This is a genomic window from Sphingosinicella sp., assembly GCF_041916975.1.
In the GTDB taxonomy this organism is placed as follows: Bacteria; Pseudomonadota; Alphaproteobacteria; order Sphingomonadales; family Sphingomonadaceae; genus Sphingosinicella.
The window spans coordinates 3,215,055-3,237,748 of the sequence record NZ_JAYRYK010000001.1; the positions used below are offsets into that span (position 1 = coordinate 3,215,055).

Genomic DNA, 22,694 nt, shown 5'->3' on the forward strand with positions numbered 1-22,694 from the left:
TATGGCAGAGAAAACCGCCGTCATCATCGGTGCGGGCGTGCTCGGCTGCTCGATCGCCTATGCGCTTGCGAAGGCAGGGTACAGGGTGATCGACATCGATAAGCTGCCTGCGCCCGGTTATGGATCGACCAGCAGCAGTTGCGCCATCGTTCGCTTCACCTACTCCACCCTTCCCACCGTCTCCCTCGCATATGAAGGTTATCACTACTGGAAAGACTGGGCGGGATTCCTGGGCGCGGGCACCGAAGAAGACCTTTCGCGCTATCTCGAAACCGGCCATCTCGTGCTGCGCACAAGCGCGGACGACCGGCGAGAGACGATCGAACTCTATCGTCAGCTCGGCATTTCGTACGAGGAATGGAGTCTCGACCAGATTCGCGAGCGGCTGCCGCTGCTTGATCTGCACCGCCTCGGTCCGCCCGTCAGCCTTGATGATCCGGCCTTCTATTCGGAGCAACAAGCGACTCTGGAGGGAGGCGTTTATCTACCGCAGGGCGGTTACGTCACCGATCCGCAGCTCGCCGCACGGAATCTCTACGACGCCGCGCGGCGAGCCGGCGCGACATTCATGTTCAACCGGGAAGTCGCCTCCATCGATCGCCGGGGTGGGCGTGTCTGCGGCGTAACGCTAGTCAGCGGCGAAGTGATCGAGGCGGATATCGTGGTCAATGTCGCCGGTCCGCACTCCGCGATCATCAATCGGATGGCGGGCGTAGAAGAGGACATGAGTGTTCGCACGCGTGCGCTCCGCCGCGAAGTGCATCATGTTCCCGCGCCGCAAGGCTTCGACCCGATCACCGATATGCCGGTGATGTCGGATCCCGACGCCGGTGTCTATCTGCGCCCCGAAACCGGGCGGACCATCTCGATTGGTTCCACTGATCCGGTTTGCGACGAGAAAACTTGGGTGGACGACCCTGACACGGTGGATCGCAACATCACCGACGTGTTTTGGAAAACACAAGTTTACCGCTTCGCGCGCCGTATGCCCACTCTGCCAATTCCGAATCAGGGCAAGGGCGTTGTCGACATGTACGACGTGTCGGACGACTGGACGCCGATCTACGATCGGTCCAGCCTTCCCGGCTTTTACATGGCAATCGGTACCAGCGGCCACCAGTTCAAGAACGCCGGCGTTGTCGGCGTGCTGATGGCGACGCTGATCGATGCCTGTGAAGCCGGTCTCGATCACGATGCGCGGCCGCTTTCCATCACAGGCACCTATACGGGTTTACCGATCGATTTGGGTGCCTTTTCCCGGCTCCGCGATCTCAACAGCAAGAGCAGTTTTTCGGTGCGCGGCTGAACAGCGATGTCGTCAGACGATCTCCAGCTGCTTCAGGTTCCGCGGCGTCAGCGGCAGCGCGTGCAGCGAGTCTTGGATGTTCTTCGCGGCCTTTCTCAGCGCGGGGAGATATTGCTCGGTCAGCATCTCCGTGCTGACGGTAGCAATGTCGGTGAGTATGATGGCGGCAGCCTCAACCTCGCCCGAGGGGTTGAGGATCGGCACGGCCACCGTGCGAATGCCGATCTCGACCTCCTGATCGAGAACGCAGAACCCCTGCGCACGAATGTGGTGCAATTCTTCCATCAGCAGCTTGGGGTCGCGGATGCTGCGCTCGTTGAAGGGGGTCAGCGGAGCTCCGAAGATGAACTTCTCCAGCGCCTCCTCGCTCATGTGGGCAAGGATGATGCGCCCTGCGGAGGTATAGAGCGCGGGCAGCCTGCGGCCGACAGGCACGCGGACCGACAACATGCGCTCCGCAGTGGACTGCGCGATGTAAACCGATTCTCTTCCGTCGAGCACGGACAGCGCGGACGATTGCACTATGGTCTCTGTCAGTTCGTCGAGAAACGGCTGTGCAAGGCCCCAAAGCGGCGTACCCGCAAGATAGGCATAGCCGAGTTCGAGCACCTTCGGGGTCAGGCGGAATTCGCGCCCGTCCTTGGCGAGATAGCCAAGATGGGCAAGCGTCAACAGGTAGCGCCGTGCGCCGGCACGGGTCATATCTGTCATTTCGGCGACCTCGGTAAGCGTCATCCTGGGTCGGATGCCGGCGAAGGCGCCAAGAACGTTAAGGCCGTGCACGAGCGAACTGACAAAGTCGCGCGGGCGTTCGTCCTCTTCCGTTTTCACCGGCTGTTTCTTCTTCATTACCTGCCCCTTGTTCGTGCGGCGACCCAAGCCTCCGCGGATGGTTCGACGACAATTGATCCGCGATCCTATCTTGCCGCTCGCGCGACGGCGATCAAGCAAACAAAATATCACGAACGTATGTTCGGTATGCGAACATACGCCGAAATGTCAAATCGAAGATTGAATCCATTTCGTACCGAAGGAGGGGCGCCATGCTGACGGCGGCAGAGAATCATCGTCTCACGCGGATTGGAAGAGGCGAGCCCGCGGGCAAACTTATGCGCCTTTATTGGCAGCCTGCCGCGCTCAGCGAAGAACTGCCCGTGGATCGTCCGGTGCGCGGCATCCGCCTGCTTGGCGAGGATCTCGTCCTGTTCCGTAACCAAGCCGGAGAGCTTGGTGCGATCGGACGCTATTGCACGCATAGAGGGGTCGATCTGGCATATGGTCGGTGTGAGAACGGCGGCCTGCGCTGCCCGTTTCATGGCTGGCTTTTTTCGACCGACGGCACCTGTCTCGAGCGGCCGGCGGAACCGGCGGGCGACAAGCCGCCACGTGCTGTTGCAGCCAATGCCTACCCCTGCGTTGAACGCAAGGGTATCATCTGGGTCTACATGGGGCCGGACACGCCGCCCGCCTTCCCCGATCTGGATTGTTTTGTCGCGCCCGACAGCCACAGCTTCGCCTTCAAGGGGCTTTGGGAGTGCAACTGGTTGCAGGCGGCCGAAGTTGGGGTCGATCCCGCGCACGCTTCATTCTTGCATCGCTTCTTCGAAGACGAGGACACAAGCCAGAGCTACGGTCGCCAGTTCCGCGACCGGGGTGCCGTGGATAGCGATCTGCCGATGACGCAGTTGCTGCGGGAATATCCCCGTCCGAAGATCAAGCCTTCGCGTACCGATTATGGTATGCAGATCGCCAGCATTCGCGAAACGCCGATCGGCACCCATGTGCGCGTAACGAACCAGATATTTCCGCACGCCATCTGCATTCCGATGAGCCCGACCATGACCATCACGCAGTGGCATGTGCCCATCGATGACGAAAGTTGCTACTGGTATTCGATCTTCACCAGCTTCGATGCGCCGGTGGACGCCGCGACGATGCGCGAACAACGTCTGCGTGAGCACCAGTTGCCCGATTACCGTCCGCTGAAGAACCGCCACAATGCTTATGGTTTTGATCCGCGCGAACAAGCGGCGCGGACCTACACGGGCATGGGCGACGACATCAACGTACACGACCAGTGGGCCGTGGAATCGCCGGGCCCAATCACCGACCGCAGCCGCGAACATCTCGCCACCACTGATATTGCGATCGTTCAATACCGCCGGGCACTGATGGAGGCGATCGCCATGGCCGAGGCGGGTGAGAACGATCTGCCGCTGCGCGCGGCCGGATCGTCGGGCGGTGACTATCGGGGGCCGCAGGCGATCGACGTTCTGCTTTCACCGGGCGAGCCGCTCGATGCATGGCGTGACCGTGAAGCTGCTCGCCGTGCCAACGCGCCGTGGGTAGATGCCGCTGGCGGCGTCGGCGTGACGGAGCGCGCATGACATGAGCGACTTTTCGATTCCGCCATCCTCGTTCGTCACCCGTTTCGACCTTTGGGATGATGCGCAGCGCGATGCCGCGGCGCGGATGCTGGCGACGGTTCGCGAAGCGGGCCTCACGCAGATCCGCTTTTCCTTTCCCGATCAGCACGGCGTGCTGCGCGGCAAGACGGTAACGGCGGCGTCGCTCGAAGAGTTCTTGTTTTCCGGCTGCGGCATGGCATCCACCATGTTGCTGAAGGATACGTCGCATCGCACCGTTTACCCGGTCTGGCAGAAATCGGGCGGGGACTTCGCCGGCTTTTCGGGCGCTGCGGACTTCCTGCTTGTAGCCGATCCGCTCACGTTCCGTGTGTTACCCTGGGCGGAAGCCACGGGCTGGGTGCTTTGCGATGCCTATGATCCGTCCGGCCATCCCGTGTTTTGCTCCACGCGCTTGCTGGCGCGGCAGGCACTGGCGCGTTTACAGGCGAGGGGGCTCGCCTACGTCGCCGGGCTGGAGATCGAACTGCATATCTTCCGCGTGATCGATCCGAAGCTGGCCGCCGGCGATTCGGGCCAACCGGGCACGCCGCCGGACGTGGCGCTGTGCGCGCAGGGCTTCCAGTATCTGACCGAACAGCGATACGATCAGCACGAGCCGATGTTCGAGCGCATCCGAAAGGTATGCGAGACACTCGACCTGCCGCTGCGCACCATGGAAGTCGAGTTCGGGCCGAGCCAGGTGGAACTGACCTTTGCGCCACTGCGCGGCATCCGCATTGCGGACGATTTCATGCTGCTCCGCTCCGCGGTCAAACAGGTCTGTGCGCGGCACGGTTATCACGCCACGTTCATGTGCCGCCCGGCGTTGCCGAATATTTTTTCCAGCGGCTGGCATCTGCACCAGTCTCTCGCCCAGCTTGAAGATGGCGGAAATGCCTTCGCGCCGGAAACGGGCGGCGGGCGGGATGCGCCGCCGCTTTCTCCGCTCGGCATGGATTTCGCGAATGGGTTGCTCCGCCATGCAGAGGCTTCGTGTCTGCTGACCACACCAACAATCAACGGATACAAGCGCTACCGGCCCTATTCGCTGGCGCCGGATCGTATCCTGATGGGCCGGGACAATCGCGCCGCCATGCTGCGGGTAATCAGTGCACCCGGCTCACCGGCGTCGCGGATCGAGAACCGGGTGGGTGAATCGGCTGCCAATCCCTATCTCTACATCACCTCGCAGATCCTCTCCGGGCTGGATGGAATCGATCGGCCGACTCCGTGGCCGGATGTGACCGAGGCGCCATACGAGACCGATGCCGCCAGCCTGCCGCGCAATATTCTTGCCGCGATCGACAGTTTCGCGGCTTCGGATTTCTACCGTGAGTCGCTTGGTACGGACGTGGTTGACTATCTGCTGATGCTAAAGCGAGCAGAGGCCAGCCGCTTCTTCGAGAGCGTAACCGACTGGGAACACAAGGAGTATTTCGACCTGTTCTGAAGGCGGTGAGGCGTGCGTCCTCAGGGCAAAGTGGGCAACATGAAATCTAAATTACGAACAAATGTTCGAAATTTACAACTTTCTTGTTTTCGATTTGCGTTTGTGTATTGTGAACAAAAATCCGCATAACGAACTTTCGGCGTTGGTGATTCTTGGGAGGATCAGGGAGCCCTGGAAGATAGGGAGGGAACGGAAATGAAAAATGTAACACTCGCTGGTGCAAGCCTTGCGGCCATGGTGGCGGCATCGACTGTGCAAGCTCAGACAAATGCCGATGAACCCATCGTGGTGACGGCAACGCGCATTCAGCAATCAATTCAGGATGTGCCGGTAAGTATCACCGCCTACACCGGCGAAGACCTCAAGGATCGAGGTATTGGCAGCATCGTCGATCTCGCACGGCAGACGCCGGGCCTGTCGATCGGGCAAAGCACGGGCGAGGGTGGCATTCCCCTCATCTCCATTCGCGGCGTTTCGCTTCAGGATTATTCCGACATCAACGAGAGCCCCTCGGCGGTCTACATCAATGAATTCTACAAGGGCGCGCTGTTTGGTCTCGATAACCAGCTTTTTGACATGGAACGTGTCGAGGTGCTGCGGGGACCACAGGGCACTCTATTCGGACGCAACGCCACCGGCGGCGTCATCCAGTACGTGACGGTGGCCCCCAGTGAGGCATTCTCCGGTTATGGTGAACTCGGAATTGGCGAATATGGCCTCTTCCGCGCCGAAGGTGCGGTCGGCGGCCGGCTTGCCGAAGGCGTGCAGGCACGCGTATCTTATTTCCACAAGGAATCGAACGGCTACAACAAAAACCTGTTCGCCGGTCGACCGAACGGCAACGGCCTCAATGTCGAGGCAGTGCGCGCGCAGTTGCGCTTCAAACCGACAACCAATTTCAGCGCCGACCTGTTCTTCCAATATTCGGAGAACAACAGCAACGGCAACATGTTCACGCACATCAGCGTGCTCGTGGATCCGGCGACAGGGCTGGCGGGTAACAACCCGGGCGGGGTCGATACCACGGGGTATCGCGATCCGACGCCTGGAAACCCGTGGGATGTCAACGTCGATGCCGAAACCTATTTGAAGACGAAGCAATACACAGTGATCGGTCGTTTCGACTGGAACATTTCCGATGCGCTGACGCTGACCTCGATCACTGGGTACGAGGCATCGCACAAGGACATGCTGGTGGATTCGGACGCCAGCCCGAATTTCGTTCGGGAGTCGGATTTCCATCCTGATGCCGAGGAGTTCTCGCAGGAGCTAAGGCTGGCCGGAGATATGGGCGATGTACGTTGGGTCGCCGGCGCCTATTACTTCAACTATGATGTAAAAGGCACGCAGGCGTCCAACGGCGTGTCTTTCGTCAGCGCCAACTACGAGCCGATGGATTACTCGGTTTCGACCAAGTCTTATGCATTGTTCGGCAACGTCACGGTGGACCTTTCGTCAACGCTCAGCGTCGATGCTGGCCTCCGCTACACGAAAGACAAGAAGTCCCTCGATCTCTTTATCCCGTTCACGTTCACCTATAATCCCGATGGGAGCTTCGCTGGCTTCGGATCGTTCACCTTTTCCGAGGCGACAGTCGGTGACCTTTCGCGCATCAAGGATGACAATCTCAGCTTCACCGGTCGCCTGAACTGGAAGCCGAACGACGATACGCTGGTTTATGCCGGAATCTCGCGCGGCTACAAGGGCGGCACGTTCAATCTCGGCCTGTTTGCGCTGCCACTCGTCGCCGACTATCCGGTGATGGAAGAGCAACTCACCAGCTACGAGATGGGTCTGAAGCTCGATCTGCTGCCGGCTGTCCGGCTCAACGCTTCGGCTTTCTACTATGACTACAAGGATTATCAGGCGTTCCTCTACGACAGCACGATCAGCGGATCGCAGATATTCAACGCCGATGCGAAGGTGCGCGGCTTTGAGGCCGAACTTTTGACACGCCCGTTCGATGGTTTCAGTCTTTCGGCCAGTGCCGCCTATCTTCACGGAGAGGTGAAGGACGTCGAGGACAAGCGCGGCAACATCGAAGATCGACGCATGGCACTCGCGCCGCGTTGGACGCTGGGCGCACTCGCGCGGTATGCGTTCGCGGCGCCGTGGGGCGGCGAACTCGCGCTTCAGGGCGATGTCGTTTACAAGTCGATGCAGTATTTCGACGTTCTGAACAGCCCTGCGCTGCGCGAATCCGGCTATGCCATCGCGAATGCCCAGGTTTCGTGGTCGAGCGCTGATGATCACTGGCGGGTCGCAGTGCGTCTCGATAACGTGGCGGACAAGTTCTACCGCAATTACGTATACGATTTCAGCTCGTTCAATTACGTGCAGGGTATGACCGGGAAGCCGAGATGGCTTGGCGCAAGCGTCGCCTATCGATGGTAAGCGCGCCTGTCGTTGCGCGGGGCCATGTGCGGGAGATGGCGGCTGCTGTCTCCCGGAGGCCTTCGCTCTTCAAATCCCGCGTTTCAGTGAAATCGCTCTACAAAGATCAACCACAAGGATGATATGATGGCTGAAGCCGCCCTGCAGTTTGCGGTATTTTTCACGCCCAAGGCCGGTTCCGCGGAAGAGCGGGTCAAACTCACGCGTGACTGGGTGTTTCCGGAAGGTCTGCGTTCCGTCCGATGGTATCACTTTCCCGACAGTGCGCTGCGATGGATGGAGATCGTCGAGGCTGATAATGTCGCGGTTCTGATGAATCTCGTGAAGGCCTTCGACGCGTTCTACGACATCAAGATTCTCCCCACTGAATTCGGAACGAGGGGCTGATCTTTCAGCACACACTTCATCTTTCCGTTTCATAACCAGCTCTGCTTGAAAGGATTATCAGTTGATTACCGATTACAACAGTCATCTCGGCAGCATTTTCGATGCGGAGGCTTTCGCCCATTGGGAAAAAACGGGCACGATCCTGGAGCGCATCGAGCAGCGCTATTTCGAAGTTATGGAAAACGTGGATCGCGCGATCGTAGTGGCCTTTCCGCAAGGGCCGCACATGAACAACAACGAGCCGATCGCGCATTTCGCGTCAAAGTATCCGAACAAGATCGCGCCGTTCTTCCTGATCGATCCGACCAAGCCGGACTGCGCGGATCTCATCGACAAAGCGGTGGCTGAATGGAACGCTAAAGGCTTTCACATGGCGCCGATCTATCAGAAATTCAGGCCCGACGACGAGGCGTACTTCCCGATTTACGAGAAACTGGAGAAGATCGGAAAACCGCTGATGTGGTTTCAAGGGAGCTCGTTCGAAGCTGTCGACGGCCCGCTGGAATGGGCGAATCCGATTCTTCTCGACAAAGTCGCCCGCAATTTTTCCGAGCTTCGGATGATCGTCGCGCATTTCGGTTCGCCCTTCTTCCGCGAAGTGATTGCGATGCTGAGAAAACACAAGAATTTCTATACGGAAATGAGTGCGCTTTCACACCGCACCTGGGCGCTCTACAATGCGTTGATTGATGCGAAGCAGTACAGCGTTCTCGACAAGGTTCTGTTTGGTTCGGAGTTTCCGATGCAATTGCCGCAGCAGAGCATGGATGGCCTCGCCGCAGTCGCCGCATTGACCGAGGGCACGAATCTTCCCGCGCTGACGCAGGATGATATTGACAGTCTGCTGCACCGGGATTGCTTCGAAGCGCTTGGCATAAAGCTCGGCTGAAGGAAGAGGCGATGACGGGCAGGTTTTCATTCGATCCCGACATCGCTTTCCAGCACGTGCGCGCGTTGACTGCGGGTGGTAGCCGGCTGGTAGGGTCGGCGGCTGATGCCGCCGCCGGCCATTATATTCTCGAACAGCTCCGGGCCTTGGGCCTCGCACCCTACGAGCAGGTTTTTCCCGTGGTGGCCGGAGAGACCGGTGAATGCCGCTTTGCGATTGAAGGCGCCCCGGAGCTGTTGATCGAAGCCGCGCCGATGTGCCTGTGCCCGTCGACGCCGCCGGAGGGTCTCACCGCTTCGACGGCATGGGTCGGCGGTCGCGGCGAAGAGCCTGTGGGACCGGGGCTAGCGGGAAGAATCGTCGTCTGGGCGGTCCGCTCGCGCAGTGATTTCCTCATGTCCTATCCGCGCATCGCGGCCCAGCGCCCGGGCGCGGTTATCGCGGTGTGGCCCGTGGCCGGCATTCCTCCCAAGCACCAGCAATTGCCGCAGGTGCTCGCCGCGAAGGGGAGCGGCGTTCCCACGGTCTGCATCGGCTTCGAAGATGGTGTGCGTCTTTGGCGGGAGCGACCCGAACGCCTGCATCTGCTTCTGGTCTCCCGCACATGGGCGAGTCAGACGTCGAACATCATTGTCGAGATTCCCGGGCGTACCCGGCCCGGCGAGGTCATTCTCGTCGGTGCACACCGTGATACGGCACCAGTGATCCCCGGCGCTATCGACAACGCGTCGGGCGTGGCCGTGCTTCTGGAACTCGCCCGTCATTTCGCGGAATTTCCCATGGACGCCACGCTCCGCATTGTCGCGTGGGGCGCAGAAAAGGCCGGCATGGCGGGCAGCCTTCATGCCATCAACAAAGCCGCGATGAACCTGGATCCGCTGCTTGCCACGATCAGCATCGACGGCGTGGGAAGCTGGCAGGCGTCGGACCAGTGTTATGTGGCCGGCAGCGAAGACATGACGGCGCGGATCCGTGCCGTACTTGGCGAGCTACCGGTGGGTGTTTCGGTTGGCTATTTCGGGTCGGACAGCGAGATGTTCGCGCTGCACGGCGTGCCCGGCGTATCCTTTGGTCAGGCCGGCCCCGCGCTGTCCTTGCTGCACACCTTGGCGGATGATCTCGGCATGATCGATCGCTCTTCGCTGATACGAAGCGCAGAGACGGTGGGAACGCTCGTCGGGGCGATGGGAACGGCACCCGACGAATGGCGGACCTTGCGCAACGTGCCGGTCGCTGTTTCTTCGGGGATAAGGGAAATTCTGGAAGCGTCGGGCTGGCTCGACTGACAGGAACGGTGAGGGAGGCCGGTTCATGACGACAGGGGAAGATGGGGAGGGGGCACGACAACCAGGCCGCGCTTATTCGATCTATGTGCTTGTTCTGCTGACCACCGTATACGCGTTTAACTGGCTTGACCGCTATATCTTCACCATCCTGATGGAGCCGATCAAGCAGGATCTCGACCTGTCGGATACCCAGCTCGGTTTTCTCAGCGGTTTCGCCTTCTCGCTCATGTATGCGGTCGCAGGCGTTGCCATCGCGCGCTGGGCGGATGTTGCGAACCGTCGCTCAATCGTAGCCGGCGGGCTTGCAATTTGGAGCGGTATGACCGCCGTCTGCGGTCTCGCCGGGAATTTCATGCACCTGCTGCTCGGCCGCATCGGCGTCGGGCTGGGCGAGGCGGCCTGCAGCCCGCCTTCGCACTCGCTGATCTCGGACTATTTCCCGAAGCACAAGCGCGGCGGCGCTTTTGCCATCTACGGTCTTGGCCTTTACCTGGGCATGGCGGCTGGGCTGATCATCGGCGGTGTTGTAAACCAGTATTACGGCTGGCGTACGGCCTTCTTCGTTGCCGGGCTTCCCGGCATATTGCTGGCGTTGTTGTTCCGTTTCACGGTGCGTGAACCGATAAGAGGCGGTCAGGATACGAGTGCGACGGATGTGCAGCCATATTCGCTCGGCAAGGCGCTCCACCGCCTGGCGCGGATGCCGTCCTTCATCGCCTATGTGCTGGGCATCGGCTTCTTCTCCTTTGCCGCAAATGCAGTGAACGTCTGGTCCACCGTCTATTTCATGCGTGTACAGGGCATGGAGAGCGCTCACGTCGGCTGGCTGACCGGCATCATCGGCGGTAGTGCGGGCCTCATTGGTACGCTGTTGTTCGGCTTCGTCGCCGATTGGCTCGCACGGAAGGACGTACGCTGGTATCTCTGGACGCCATGTCTCGCCATCGCGGCGCTGCTGCCAGCCACGGTGTATATGCTCTTCAGCGAAGGCAACATCATGATCGCCGGCTATTTCGTCGCGATGATGATGGGTGCCTCATGCCTTGCACCAGCCATCGCCATCACCCAGCGGATCATGCCAGTGCGGATGCGGGCACTCGCGTCCTCGATCCTGCTTCTCGGGCTCAATCTTATCGGCATTGGTGCCGGCACGTTTGCGGCTGGGGCCTTCACGGACATGTTCGAGCCCGCGTACGGCATCGAGGCGCTTCGTTATTCGCTGTCACTCACCACGCTGATCGGAACGGGACTTGGCCTGTTGCTGACGCTGGCTGGCGCTGCACGTCTCAACGCTGATCTTTGGAAGATCGAGATGGACGTTGCATCTCAATCATAAATCCACTATTTGAACAATTGTTCGTATATTGAATGGAATTGCTATGTCGATCACGGTCATCAATCCTGCCACGGGCGCATCCTGCGACACGGTGAAGGCCGTTTCGCCAGAAGAATTGAACGCGGTCGTTGAACGTGCAGCACGCGCATTCATCGGTTGGAAAACCGATCTGGCGGCGCGCCGCTCTGCCTTGCTCGCCTGTGCCGAGAAGATGCGCGCCAATGTCCATATGCTTGCCCGCCTTGTGACGCAGGAGCAGGGCAAACCGCTTCCCAAGGCCGAACGTGAGGTGATGGGCGCGGCGCGCTGGTTCGAATACACGGCCGGGCTCGAGATCCCTGTCGAGGTCATTCACGATGATGCCGCTATCCGTGCCGAAGTTCATAGGAAGCCGTTCGGGGTGGTCGGTGCGATCACGCCGTGGAACTATCCCGTGATGATCGCCGCATGGAAAATCGCGCCGGCACTCCTCGCCGGCAATACCGTCGTGTTGAAGCCGTCGCCCTTTACTCCGCTCGCAACGATCGCTCTCGGCGACCTGTTGAAGCCGCTCTTGCCTGAGGATGTGCTGACGGTCGTTCCAGGTGGTGATGATATCGGCGTAGCGCTGACAGCGCACGCGGCGATCCGCAAGATCAGCTTCACGGGATCTACCGCAGCCGGCCAGTCCATTGCGCGCACCACAGCCGGACAGTTGAAGCGCTTGACGCTGGAATTGGGTGGGAACGATGCGGCGATCGTGCTGCCGGATGCGAACATCGATGCAATCACGGAAAAACTGTTCTGGGCTGCCTTCGACAATTCGGGCCAGATCTGCGCTGCCGTGAAGCGCGTCTATGTGCATGAAAGCCAGCATGATCGCCTCGTCGAAGCGCTCGCCGCAAGACTGGACGCGGCCATCGTAGGCGATGGTCTGGAACAGGGGGTCGAACTGGGCCCGCTTACCAACAAGCCACAATTCGAGCGCGTGGTAGCCCTGGTTGAAGATGCGCGCGCCCGCGGCGGCGAAATCGTCGCTGGCGGCTCAAAGATCGATGGCCCGGGTTACTTCTTCCGGCCAACATTGGTGACCGGTCTTGCCGATGACGCACGGCTCGTGGCCGAGGAGCAGTTCGGCCCTGCGCTACCCGTCCTGTCCTATCGGGATGAAGACGAAGTGATCGCACGCGCGAACGATACGAACTTCGGCCTGTCCGGTTCGGTATGGGGCACGCCCGAGCGCGCTGCCGAAATCGGCGAGCACCTTCAGTGCGGTACGCTCTGGATTAATCAGCACATGACAATTCTGCCGCACGCGCCTCTGGCGGGCACCAAATTGTCCGGCGTCGGCGTCGAAAACGGCCCGTGGGGTCTCGCCGCCTACAGCGAAATTCGAACCGTCAACATCGCGCATTGAAGGCGAAATCCGTGATCGATGAACTGCCCCGCTTTCGCGCCGCGCAGCTTCCCACGCCGCTCGAGGAAGCAAAACGCCTATCCGATGCCCTTGGCGGCCCCCGCATCCTGTTGAAACGCGACGACCTGACGGGCGCCGGCCTCGGCGGCAACAAGGTTCGCAAGCTTGAATATATCGTCGGAGCCGCCATCGCGGAGGGTGCCGACACGCTGGTTGTCTGCGGTGGCTATCAATCGAACCTGGCGCGGATTGCCTCGGCACTCGGCGCGCGCGCGGGGCTGAAGGTCGAACTGATACTCGGCGGCGTGCCTGGGGAGCCGCGTCCCATTAAGGGAAATCTTCTACTCGACGGGTTGCTCGGCGCCCGGGTTCATTTCGTCGAAACCATCCCGCGTTGGGAATTCGGCACAGCTATAGAAGATGTGGCCGAAGATGTGAGACGCCGGGGCGGAAAGCCCTTCGTTATGCCGCTTGGGGGGTCGAGTCCGGCCGGTATGGCGGGCTATGTCCGTGCCGTGACGGAATTGAACGGACAGCTCTCCGCAATGGACGTACGGGCCGATTATCTGGTTGCTGCGATCGGGTCGGGGGGAACCTATTCGGGGTTGATTCTAGGGGCCGTCAATCAGAACGTCTCATGGAAGACGCTGGGTGTCAGCGTCAGCCGAACGGCAGAATACCTTGTCGACAAGATGGTAGAGGAACTGCCTAGTGCCGCTGCGCAACTGGGTTTGCAGCACGTGCCAAGCCGCTCTGACTTATTGATTACCGATGAATACATTGGAGAAGGGTACGGAGTCGCTACCCAAGGTGGTGTTGAAGCAATAAAGTTGCTGGGACGTACCGAAGGTATCCTTCTGGATCAGGTTTATTCCGGCAAGGCATTTCACGCGCTGGCCGACTGGATTGCAAAGGGACGTATTGGCAAGACGCAGACCGTTGTATTCCTGCTTAGCGGAGGCGTTCCCGCATTGTTTGCGGAAAGTCCCGAAATCTTTGCAATCTCCAATGGGTGATCGGGAGCCGATTGCTTTCGGTTTTAGCCGGAATAACGAGCAGCCATCCTGCCAGTCAGTTTATCATAAAATTGGTATGAGCATTCGGGGCATTGATAGGGGCGCTCTACGAGGAAAATTATCTTAAATAGTTGAATTTATTTATATTTCATGAGAAATGTACTTTCCTCCCGCGAAAATACCAGCGACGAATAAAGCTCAATAACGCCATGTCCAACACTCCTTGACCCCTCGCTCGTCAAAGCCAGGGGGAAGTTCAACATGGGTCAATTCTCAGTGGAAATTTATGCCCGCCCCGGGTCACTTCTCAGCGGCAATCAACAGCTAAGGGTCAGCTCGTCTTAGTCTGGCTGCGGTACCGCGCTAAAGAGTCTACAGCTCAAACCTCTGTTTATGAAAATCAGTATCATCAGTGGTTTCAATAATGTGGAAGGCGTATCCAATAATTATAATTGCTGTTTCACGCCGAACTCCATCCACTAAGCGCCGGTTCTGAATGGGCCTTGGCGAATAGCGATGGGAGTGATGCTAATGAGAATTTTACTGGCGGCAATATTTGCGATGTCAGGAGCCCAAGCCCAAGCGCATGAAATTTGGATTGAAAAGGATTCCGGTGGTCCGGCGAGAATATACCTTGGAGAGCCCGACTACCCGACTCCTGAAGGTGGCGACAAGGAGTTCCATCGTCTACGCGCGCCGCAGGTGTTCCAGACGAGCGCCAAGGAAGTGATTCCTGTTGTTCGCCGATCGGATCACCTGGAAGCTAACATATCAGGCAAGGGCGACATTCGGCTGCGCGATGATGATATTTTTGCGCCGGAGATGGGTGAGGACGGGAAATACGCCGCGCGCATCTATTATGCAAAAGCGGGCAGGGCCGAAATCGCCCCTAAGCTTGACTTCGAAGTCGTTCCTTTGGAGCCGGGCGGATCCACCTTTCAAATTCTGTTCCAAGGTAAGCCCACGCCCAAAGAGGGGGTGAGAATCATCCGTCCCGACGGATGGCTGAAAAATATCAAGTCTGATCAAAATGCCCAGTTCACGGTGCCGACCGATGTCAGCGGTCGTTATCTGCTCTTCGTTGACCACAACAAGGCTGTAAACCGTCAATTGGATGACAAGGCGGTATCCAAGATAACGCATGTCACAACCCTCACATTTGTTCAGCCCTGATGGGCGTGATGGGCATTGTCTGAGAATGCGCGGCTCATGATTGCTCCGTGCGAGGCCGGGTCTCGCCCGGTCGTCCCAAGCGTTTACCTGCGTCGCCCTGAATCGGCGACGCAGGTACTTTCCTGGGCGTTTGCATCTCTCGGGATGGCTTTCATCAGCGATCCGGCGCAGGCGGATGGTCGCGATGCACTGGAATGGAGGCTTGCCAGCACAACGGATGGCTGGGTCGCGCTCTCCAACCCAGTCCGGCGGGACGCTGTCGTGTTCAGCAAAATTGATGCGGAACTGACCGTCAAGGGTGAGGCGTTCGGGCTCGATGGGGTAACAGGGCGGGTAAGTTCCTTTCATGTCCTGGGTCATGGCCCATCCGAGCGCCTTGTCGCCGATGCGCACGGTATCGATAATGCGGAAAGCGATGTGCGGCACCGTCTCCTGGAGGCGTGGGTGGATGCGCGTCTTTCCGATAACGTCTCGGTACGTTTGGGATTGATGGATCTGAACGCCCAGTTCGATGCCATCGAGGCCACCGGGCTGTTTTTAAACAGTGGTCATGGCATGGGTAGTGAGTTTGCCGCCAGCGGGGTAAATGGCCCTTCCACGTATCCCGCAACCGGGCTTGGGATAAACGTACGCGGAGAATGGTCGGGGCTGACGGTTCAGGGTGCGGTTGTCGATGGCGCGCCGCGCGGCTTTTCTGATGATGGGAAGTTTCTTGCCATTCGATTGCACAGGGAAGAGGGTGCACTGCTTCTGGGACAGGTCGAATACGACATTGAAGATACTGGAGTGTCGTTTGGCTTTGGCGCCTATCACTATAGCCGCGCCCCTTCATCAGACATAGAAGGTCCTTCCCGCGCCGGAGGAGGTGCGTATGCAATGACGACCTTTGCGCTCGGTTCAGACACGGCCGCGTGGTTCAGAATAGGGCATGCCAGCGCCTCCGTATCGGATATCCGCCACCAAATCAGTGGAGGTCTTACTCAAAGCGCACCTTTTGGCCGTGACGGAGATATGATCGGCATAGCCCTGAGTTCGATACGTCTGCGCCCCGATGGTCCCGGGCAGACGGGATATGGCAGACGGGAGACAAATCTGGAACTCACCTATCGTTATGCGTTTAACGATCGGATCAGCCTGCAACCCGATGTCCAGTATGTTATCCAGCCGGCCTATGACCGGGGCGGGGGCAATGCGTTGGTCGTGGGTGCGCGGCTCCAGATTGTACTCGGAAACGACATATAAAATATCACCGGCAGGATTTATCGATGTGAAGCGCCTTTTGGTAAAAATACATCGCTATGGGTCGCTTTGTTTCGCGATATTCTGGATTCTGCAGATTCTTTCAGGCGTTCTTCTGGTTTTTTCCCGAGAGTTCGACGATGCAGTTGTCCTCGGCGCTTCGTCTCAACTTGTTTCTGCCGATGCGATGGAGCGGGTGCGCGAGCGCATCGCGCGAGAAGGCGGTAGCGCGGGTGAATATTTCATCAGCGGAGGGTTGGCCGGGCAGGTCGATATTCTCGGCGAAGATAAATCCGGAAAACTCAGGGTCTGGCGCGTCGAAGGCGCGGACGGCCGCATCGAGCGTATAAGTGCATGGTCGGATCCCTGGTGGGATTTGTCGATCGCACGGGGCGTTCTGCTCTTTCACAAATCACTTCTGGCAGGGCCTACCGGACGGATAATCGTGATTGCGAGCGGTGTGCTGCTGCTCGTCAACATGCTTGTAGGTCTGCGTCTGGTCTGGCCGCAGAAGGGCCGTTGGCGGGCCATATTGTTTCCGAAACGCGCTGCCAGTCCAATTGCAAGCTTCTACACTTGGCACCGGTTTCTGGGCGTGTGGATTCTGCCGTTCGGCGTGATCATGACGTTGACGGGTCTGGGGCTTCTTTTCCTTCCATCGCTCCAGAGAGTGACCGGCAGCCCGGCTGAATTGCCGGAACAGTGCGAGGCGATACACGGCGATGTTCAGCAGCATTCTTCCGCGCGAGCGGTAGAGCGCGCAAAGCAGGTGTTCCCGAATGCGGAGACCGTTGTCGTTACCCTGCCTAGTCGGAGCAATATTTGCTACACTGTGCAGATGCGGCAACCGGGTGAATGGCGCCGCGCCTTCGGCACAACACGGGTGTATGTAGATTCCCGCACATATAGCGTCGTCTCGGCCTGGGATGCCGTGGAAGCTCCAGCGTCCGTGAAGGCTGTGACGGCATTGTATACCGTGCACAGCGGAGAATGGGCGGGAATGGCTGGCCGATTATTGGCCGTGGTGATGGGGGCGGCATTCCTGATGCTTATGCTGATGGGAATACGGCTCTGGTGGTCGCGATACAGGTTGAAGATGCGCGGCTCCACCAAAGTCGGCGGTCTGTACGCGAACGGCAATTAGACACCGCCTTCCAAAAATTGTCATCGACTAGACCGTCACGACAGGTCCATCATCTCATAAAGAAAATGGACGCCAAAGCCTGCGTGCGTGGTCTCCGTAAGTGACGGTGGTCTTTGCAAATACAAACTAAAAAGGGGGTTGAAATGAAGTCGTGCAAAAAAATAATATTTCACTGCATTGTTCTTTCATCGGTTTCAATGTCATCGATAGCCAGTGCCCAGACGTCACCGGCAACTTCGGACGTCAATGAAGAAATCGTTGTAAGTGCTGACCGGCGGAACAGCTTTAGTCAGGATTATCTGCAGGCGGGTGCGTTTCGTGATGCCAAGATCATCGACACGCCGCTTACCGTGTCGGTGCTCAGCCGCGAACTTCTCGATGCGCAGCAGGCTGCCAGCATCCTTGACGCGGCGCGCAATACGGCGGGTGTCACGCAGTCGCAGCTCAACGCAACAATTTACAGCAACCTGTCGATCCGCGGCATCGCCGTCGACAACCTGACCAATTATCGATTCAACGGCATTCTGCCGATGATTAACTTCATCGACATGCCCATCGAGAACAAAGACCGCGTTGAAGTTCTGAAAGGTGCGGCGGGCCTCTATTACGGCTTCGCATCACCGTCGGGCATCGTGAACCTGGTGTCCTCGCGTCCGACGCTTGACCCGGTCAACCGCATTGACGTGTCTGGGAACGTGCATGGCGCGTTTGGTGCACACGCGGATATCGGCCGGAAATGGGGCGATGTCGGCCTCCGTATCAACGCTGCAGCCAGTTCGATCGAGAACGGTGTCGAAGACACCAAGGGCCGCCGCTTCTTCACCTCGGCTGCATTCGACTGGGAGCCGGTTGACGGGCTGCTCCTTCAGGTTGATGCGGAATATATCGACAAGTCTATTACCGAAGCGACGGAACTCGTCCTTCCGGCTGCGGTCAACGGCGTGATCACCGTGCCGCCGCTGCAAAAGGCCTCCAAGAACCTGGGTTCGACCTGGCTTCTGTCCGAAGGATACGAGTATAACCTTCTGGCTCGTGCAAGATACAATGTGTCGGCCGACTGGAGTGTGTCGATCGGCGTCGGCGAGTCCTATCTCAAGCGCGACCGTCGATACTCATCCTTCTCGGGCTATGATATTGTCACCGGAAACGGCACGCTTGGCGTCGCCCTGACTCATGGCAACGATTATCGTGCACGGATTGTTCGTGGCGATGTCGCCGGCGTCATCGAAACTGGCCCGATAAAGCACAATATTCTGATCGGCGTTTCCCACTACGAGCGCGACAGCAATATTCCTGCAGCGACACGTTACACGTTTTCGCAGAATCTCTATGATCCCATCGAAATTCCGGAGCAGCCGACGCCGGCGCGGACGATCACCAGCATCTCGCGTGTCAACGAGGATGCGTTTTTCATCTTCAACAGGGCGAGCCTGGATGATTGGCTCAACCTGATCATCGGCTACCGCAAGACCGAATACAAGGATCGCAGCCTCGTTTCCACCTACAAGGCCAGCCCCGATTCCTGGTCCTACGGTGCGCTCGTGAAGCCAATGTCCTGGCTTAGCGTGTATGGGAACTATATCGAAGGTTTGGAGTCGGGCGGGATCGTGCCGCAGATCGCGACAAACGCCGGCGAGGTGCTGCCAGCGGCGCTCAGCAAGCAGCATGAATTCGGCATCAAACTTGAACCAAAAAGGGGATTCCTGATCACGGGCGCCTATTTTGATATCGACAGGGCGTCCTCTTATCTCAATGCCGCCAATCTCTACGTTCAGGACGGTGAAGCCAACTACAAGGGCTTCGAGTTCAGTGCGTCGGGAGAACTCTTGACCGATCTTTCGCTTTCCGTGAGCGGGGTCCGTCTTGATGCGGAACAGAAGACGGGAAGCGCATCGGTTATCGGCAACAGGATCGAGAATACCGCAAAGTTCAGCGGTTCGATCTTCGCGGAGTATCGCATCGAGGCGCTCGATGGTCTCCGTGCTTCCGCCGGCGTGTTTCGCGTTGGAAGACGGGCATCGAATGCCGTCAATTCAGCCTTTGTGCCGGGTTATACAACGTTCGATCTGGGCCTTCGTTATGAGAAGGAAATGTACGGACGTCCGGTTTCCTTCCGGGTCTACGGCGAGAACGTAACCGGCAAGAAGTATTGGGCGGCTACAGGTTCGAGCCTGATCCAGCAGGGCTTGCCCCGCAGTGTGAAGTTCTCGGTATCGACGTCCTTCTGATTAAAATGCCGAAACGGGGCGGCCTCTTGTCGATCATGTTCGAGAAGGAGCCGCCCCGATCTTTCCGCATCAATAGCGAGTACTAGGGGTAAGAACGAAATGAAGTACGATGCGATCGTGATAGGTGGTGGCTTCGCTGGAACATCGGCGGCCTACTTTCTGTCACAGGCTGCAAACGTGATGTTGATCGAGGGAGAGACCTCGCTCGGTACGCAGAGCTCAGGGCGCTCGGCCGAGCAATTCACGGTTGGCATCGCTGCCGATACGATGCGCGGCCTTGGCGCTGCCAGTCGGTCGTTCTTCGATAACCCGCCGGACGGCTTTTGCGAAGGCGCGTTGCTTTCGCCGCGAGGCTGTCTCACCGTCGGGTCAACGGAGCAGAAAGGGCGTCTCGACGCCCTCGTTGAGCGTCTTGTATCGGCGAAGGCGGAAGCACAGATTCTATCAGGTTCGGAAGCGCTTGGCATGTTTCCATCGCTGCTCCCGGCAGGCGTCGAGTGTGGCGTCTATGAGCCCGGCGCTGCCGATATAGACAGCAACAAGTTGCTGCAGGGCTATGTACGCGGCGCCCGCCTGCACGGCGCCACGATTGAAAGCGGTCAACCCGCAATCAGCATCCGGAAAACCGCAAAGGGGTGGGAAGTCACCACACCGAGCGGGTGTCACGAAGCGGCGGTGCTCGTGAACGCGGCGGGCGCCTGGGTCGACGAGGTTGCCGCCATGGCAGGGATCAAACCCGTGGGCATTATGCCCATGCGCCGCACGGCCTTCACATTTGCTGCGCCGACGGGCGTCCGCGTCGACGACTGGCCGCACATCTTCAAGGTCGGCAGGCAATGGTATCTGAAGCCGGAGGCCGGACGCTTCATGGGGAGCCTTGCCGAGGAAGTGCTTACACCGCCCGGCGATGTCTACCCGGATGACATTGATGTGGCGCAGGCGATCGAGAACATTCAGGCCGACACTGATCTCGAGGTCGGGCGCCCGCTGAGCACGTGGGCCGGTCTCAGGAATTTCGTTCGCGATCGCAATCCGTTGTGCGGCGTGCGCGCGTCTGATCCGTCGTTTGTATGGGTGGCGGCTCAGGGCGGTTGCGGTGTGCTGACATCCCCGGCGCTCGGTGCTGCTGCCGCAGCCGCTGCGCTTGGTCAGCCGCTTCCCGAGATCGTCTCCGCTTTCGGCATTACGTCTGCAGATCTCTCTCCGGATCGTCTTTCCCTGAATCACTGATGCTTGTGTTTCAAAGCATCGCGGAATTGCTTCACCAACTACAGGATAGACAATGACCATCTACAAGCCGACTGCCGTACCCCGCACGCGTTATACTTCAGGCAGCGAGTACGAACGTCAGTATAACTACAGCCGGGCTGTTCTGGTAGGGAACCACTTGATGATTTCCGGCACGACGGGTTACGACTACGCGACCAGCACCCTCGTGGGTACCGCTGAGGCGCAAACGGCACAGCTTATCAGAAATGTCGAGAACGTCCTGGCACAGGCCGGGGGCACGCTTGCCGACATCGTGCGTGTGCGCATGTATCTGGCCTATGCTGAAGATTACGACGTCATCATGGACGTGTACGCTCGCGCATTCGAAGGGATCTGCCCGGCGTGTACGACGGTAGAGGCGAAGCTGTTCGACGCTGATATCCGCATCGAAATGGATATGGACGCGATCATCGATGTCCGCTCTTAGCCTTAGTTCTCATACACCGGATGACGTGCTCGCCCGTATCGAAGGGCGATATCCGCCAATTCCAAGCCAGGCTGATGCTGTCATCATCGGGGGCGGCATCATGGGTCTCGCGACAGCCTTTTACATGGCTGTCTCCGGTCTCAAGGTCCTGGTGATCGAGAAGGATCGTGTTGCCGGCCAGCAATCGGGTCGCAACTGGGGCTTTGTGCGCACCCAGTATCGGGATCCGGCCGAGATGCCATTGGCTGTCGAGGCGCTGCGTCTCTGGCGGGGTCTTGAAGCCGAACTTGGGATGCCTGTTGGCTGGCGGGAAACCGGCTGCCTGTTCGCCGCTTCAAATGAGCTGGAATATGATGCCTTTGCGGCTTGGTTGAAGTCAGTCGACGGGATCGCGCGTTCGTCCCGACTGCTGAACCGCAGCGAGACCTCAATGCTTTTGCCTGCACTGAAGCAGGGAACGGCGGGCGCTCTTTATACACCCGACGACGGGCAAGCGGAGCCGGGAGAGGCAACGTCCGCCTTTGCGAAGGCTGCGCGAGGTCTAGGCGCTCAAATTCTGGAAGACTGCGGGGCGATCGAGATCGACGTTGCTGGCGGACGCGTGAAGGGTGTTTACACGGAACATGGCAGAATAGCCGCCGACATTGTTGTCTGCGCGGCGGGAGCGGTGTCGCACCAACTGCTGCGCTCGTTGTTCCTGGTGCTGCCGCAGAAAACGGTTCGGAACACGGTGTCGTTGACGACCGTGGCGCCCCGGCTATCCCAGCCCTGCTTTTGCGGATTTGGTCTCGGGCTCAGGCAACGCGCTGACGGTTCCTGCATCATCGCTGCAGAGTCCATGTCTGATGTGGATGTCACATTGGGATCGTTCACGAACATCAAATATTTCCTGGGAAGTTTCCTGGCGAATCGCCGGTCGTTCCAGCTGAATGTCGGCCGAGCGCTGCTTGACGATCTGTATGCGCTGATGGTGAAAGGCCGGGATGAACGCAGGGTCGAACCTCGCCGTCCGTTCCTGCCGCCCAACGAGAAGCGCGCGGCCACGATGAAAGCGCTGTTGGGAAAGCTCTTCGAGGGCGCAGACAGTCTTGGGATCGTGAAATCGTGGGCCGGCGCGATCGATGTTCTTCCCGATGCGTTGCCCGTTATCGACGGTACGACGGGCGTGTCGGGGCTGATCGTCGCGACCGGCTTTTCCGGGCACGGCTTTGGCCTTGCGCCGGCGGTCGGGAAAGCCGTGTCGGGTATCGCGCAGGGGCAGGCGCCCTCCCTCGGGCTCGAGGCTTTTCGTCTCGACCGCTTTGCGAAGGGCACGTTCGGCCAGCCCCACGCGCCACTCTGAGGAG

The 22,694-nt window shown here is 59.0% G+C and carries 18 protein-coding genes; 17 read left to right on the plus strand and 1 reads right to left on the minus strand.

The annotated features are described in order from the left end of the window. Window position 1: 1 nt before the first annotated feature. Window positions 2–1,306, plus strand: coding sequence for an NAD(P)/FAD-dependent oxidoreductase (locus ACE3TJ_RS15300; RefSeq protein ID WP_374597631.1), 1,305 nt, complete (start codon window positions 2–4; stop codon window positions 1,304–1,306). A 12-nt stretch (window positions 1,307–1,318) separates the two neighbouring features. Here ACE3TJ_RS15300 and ACE3TJ_RS15305 read toward each other — a convergent pair whose 3' ends face one another. Continuing rightward, a complete protein-coding gene (locus ACE3TJ_RS15305) occupies window positions 1,319–2,155 on the minus strand; it encodes an IclR family transcriptional regulator C-terminal domain-containing protein (RefSeq protein WP_374597633.1) in 837 nt (278 codons plus the stop codon). Between the two features lie 194 nt (window positions 2,156–2,349). Between ACE3TJ_RS15305 and ACE3TJ_RS15310 the strand changes: the two genes are divergently transcribed. The 16 genes from ACE3TJ_RS15310 (at window position 2,350) to ACE3TJ_RS15385 (ending at window position 22,690) form a co-directional block, all read left to right on the plus strand. Continuing rightward, entirely contained in the window at window positions 2,350–3,693 is a 1,344-nt protein-coding gene (locus ACE3TJ_RS15310; RefSeq protein ID WP_374597635.1) for a Rieske 2Fe-2S domain-containing protein, read from the plus strand. A gap of 1 nt (window position 3,694) precedes the next feature. Next, window positions 3,695–5,164, plus strand: a complete 1,470-nt coding sequence (locus tag ACE3TJ_RS15315; RefSeq protein WP_374597637.1) for a glutamine synthetase family protein — start codon at window positions 3,695–3,697, stop codon at window positions 5,162–5,164. Window positions 5,165–5,359: 195 nt separating this feature from the next. Continuing rightward, window positions 5,360–7,558: a TonB-dependent receptor gene (locus ACE3TJ_RS15320; protein WP_374597639.1), complete on the plus strand. Its 2,199-nt coding sequence runs from the start codon at window positions 5,360–5,362 to the stop codon at window positions 7,556–7,558. 126 nt (window positions 7,559–7,684) lie between these two features. Further along, the gene (locus ACE3TJ_RS15325) at window positions 7,685–7,945 is read left to right on the plus strand and encodes a DUF3303 family protein (protein WP_374597641.1); all 261 of its coding nucleotides are present in this window, start codon (window positions 7,685–7,687) and stop codon (window positions 7,943–7,945) included. 184 nt (window positions 7,946–8,129) lie between these two features. Then, on the plus strand, window positions 8,130–8,834 hold the full coding sequence (locus ACE3TJ_RS15330) for an amidohydrolase family protein (RefSeq protein WP_374597643.1): 705 nt from the start codon (window positions 8,130–8,132) through the stop codon (window positions 8,832–8,834). A gap of 11 nt (window positions 8,835–8,845) precedes the next feature. Further along, entirely contained in the window at window positions 8,846–10,120 is a 1,275-nt protein-coding gene (locus tag ACE3TJ_RS15335) for a M28 family metallopeptidase (protein ID WP_374597645.1), read from the plus strand. A 25-nt stretch (window positions 10,121–10,145) separates the two neighbouring features. Next, window positions 10,146–11,456, plus strand: coding sequence for a spinster family MFS transporter (locus ACE3TJ_RS15340; protein ID WP_374597647.1), 1,311 nt, complete (start codon window positions 10,146–10,148; stop codon window positions 11,454–11,456). Window positions 11,457–11,499: 43 nt separating this feature from the next. Further along, on the plus strand, window positions 11,500–12,852 hold the full coding sequence (locus tag ACE3TJ_RS15345; RefSeq protein WP_374597649.1) for an aldehyde dehydrogenase family protein: 1,353 nt from the start codon (window positions 11,500–11,502) through the stop codon (window positions 12,850–12,852). An 11-nt stretch (window positions 12,853–12,863) separates the two neighbouring features. Further along, window positions 12,864–13,868, plus strand: a complete 1,005-nt coding sequence (locus ACE3TJ_RS15350) for a 1-aminocyclopropane-1-carboxylate deaminase/D-cysteine desulfhydrase (protein ID WP_374597651.1) — start codon at window positions 12,864–12,866, stop codon at window positions 13,866–13,868. Between the two features lie 531 nt (window positions 13,869–14,399). After that, entirely contained in the window at window positions 14,400–15,041 is a 642-nt protein-coding gene (locus ACE3TJ_RS15355; protein ID WP_374597653.1) for a DUF4198 domain-containing protein, read from the plus strand. A 144-nt stretch (window positions 15,042–15,185) separates the two neighbouring features. Further along, window positions 15,186–16,283 carry a carbohydrate porin gene (locus ACE3TJ_RS15360; protein ID WP_374597655.1) on the plus strand — a complete coding sequence of 366 codons (1,098 nt, stop codon included), beginning with the start codon at window positions 15,186–15,188 and terminating at the stop codon, window positions 16,281–16,283. A gap of 25 nt (window positions 16,284–16,308) precedes the next feature. Beyond that, complete coding sequence (locus ACE3TJ_RS15365; protein WP_374597657.1) at window positions 16,309–17,424, plus strand: PepSY-associated TM helix domain-containing protein; 1,116 nt, start codon at window positions 16,309–16,311, stop codon at window positions 17,422–17,424. A gap of 143 nt (window positions 17,425–17,567) precedes the next feature. Then, on the plus strand, window positions 17,568–19,652 hold the full coding sequence (locus ACE3TJ_RS15370; protein ID WP_374597659.1) for a TonB-dependent siderophore receptor: 2,085 nt from the start codon (window positions 17,568–17,570) through the stop codon (window positions 19,650–19,652). A gap of 99 nt (window positions 19,653–19,751) precedes the next feature. Continuing rightward, window positions 19,752–20,882 (plus strand): NAD(P)/FAD-dependent oxidoreductase, encoded by a 1,131-nt coding sequence (locus ACE3TJ_RS15375; RefSeq protein WP_374597661.1) that lies wholly within the window; start codon window positions 19,752–19,754, stop codon window positions 20,880–20,882. A gap of 52 nt (window positions 20,883–20,934) precedes the next feature. Continuing rightward, on the plus strand, window positions 20,935–21,348 hold the full coding sequence (locus tag ACE3TJ_RS15380) for a Rid family hydrolase (RefSeq protein ID WP_374597663.1): 414 nt from the start codon (window positions 20,935–20,937) through the stop codon (window positions 21,346–21,348). Then, window positions 21,335–22,690 (plus strand): NAD(P)/FAD-dependent oxidoreductase, encoded by a 1,356-nt coding sequence (locus ACE3TJ_RS15385; protein WP_374597665.1) that lies wholly within the window; start codon window positions 21,335–21,337, stop codon window positions 22,688–22,690. The genes ACE3TJ_RS15380 and ACE3TJ_RS15385 overlap by 14 nt, the downstream gene beginning before the upstream one ends. Window positions 22,691–22,694 lie beyond the last annotated feature (4 nt).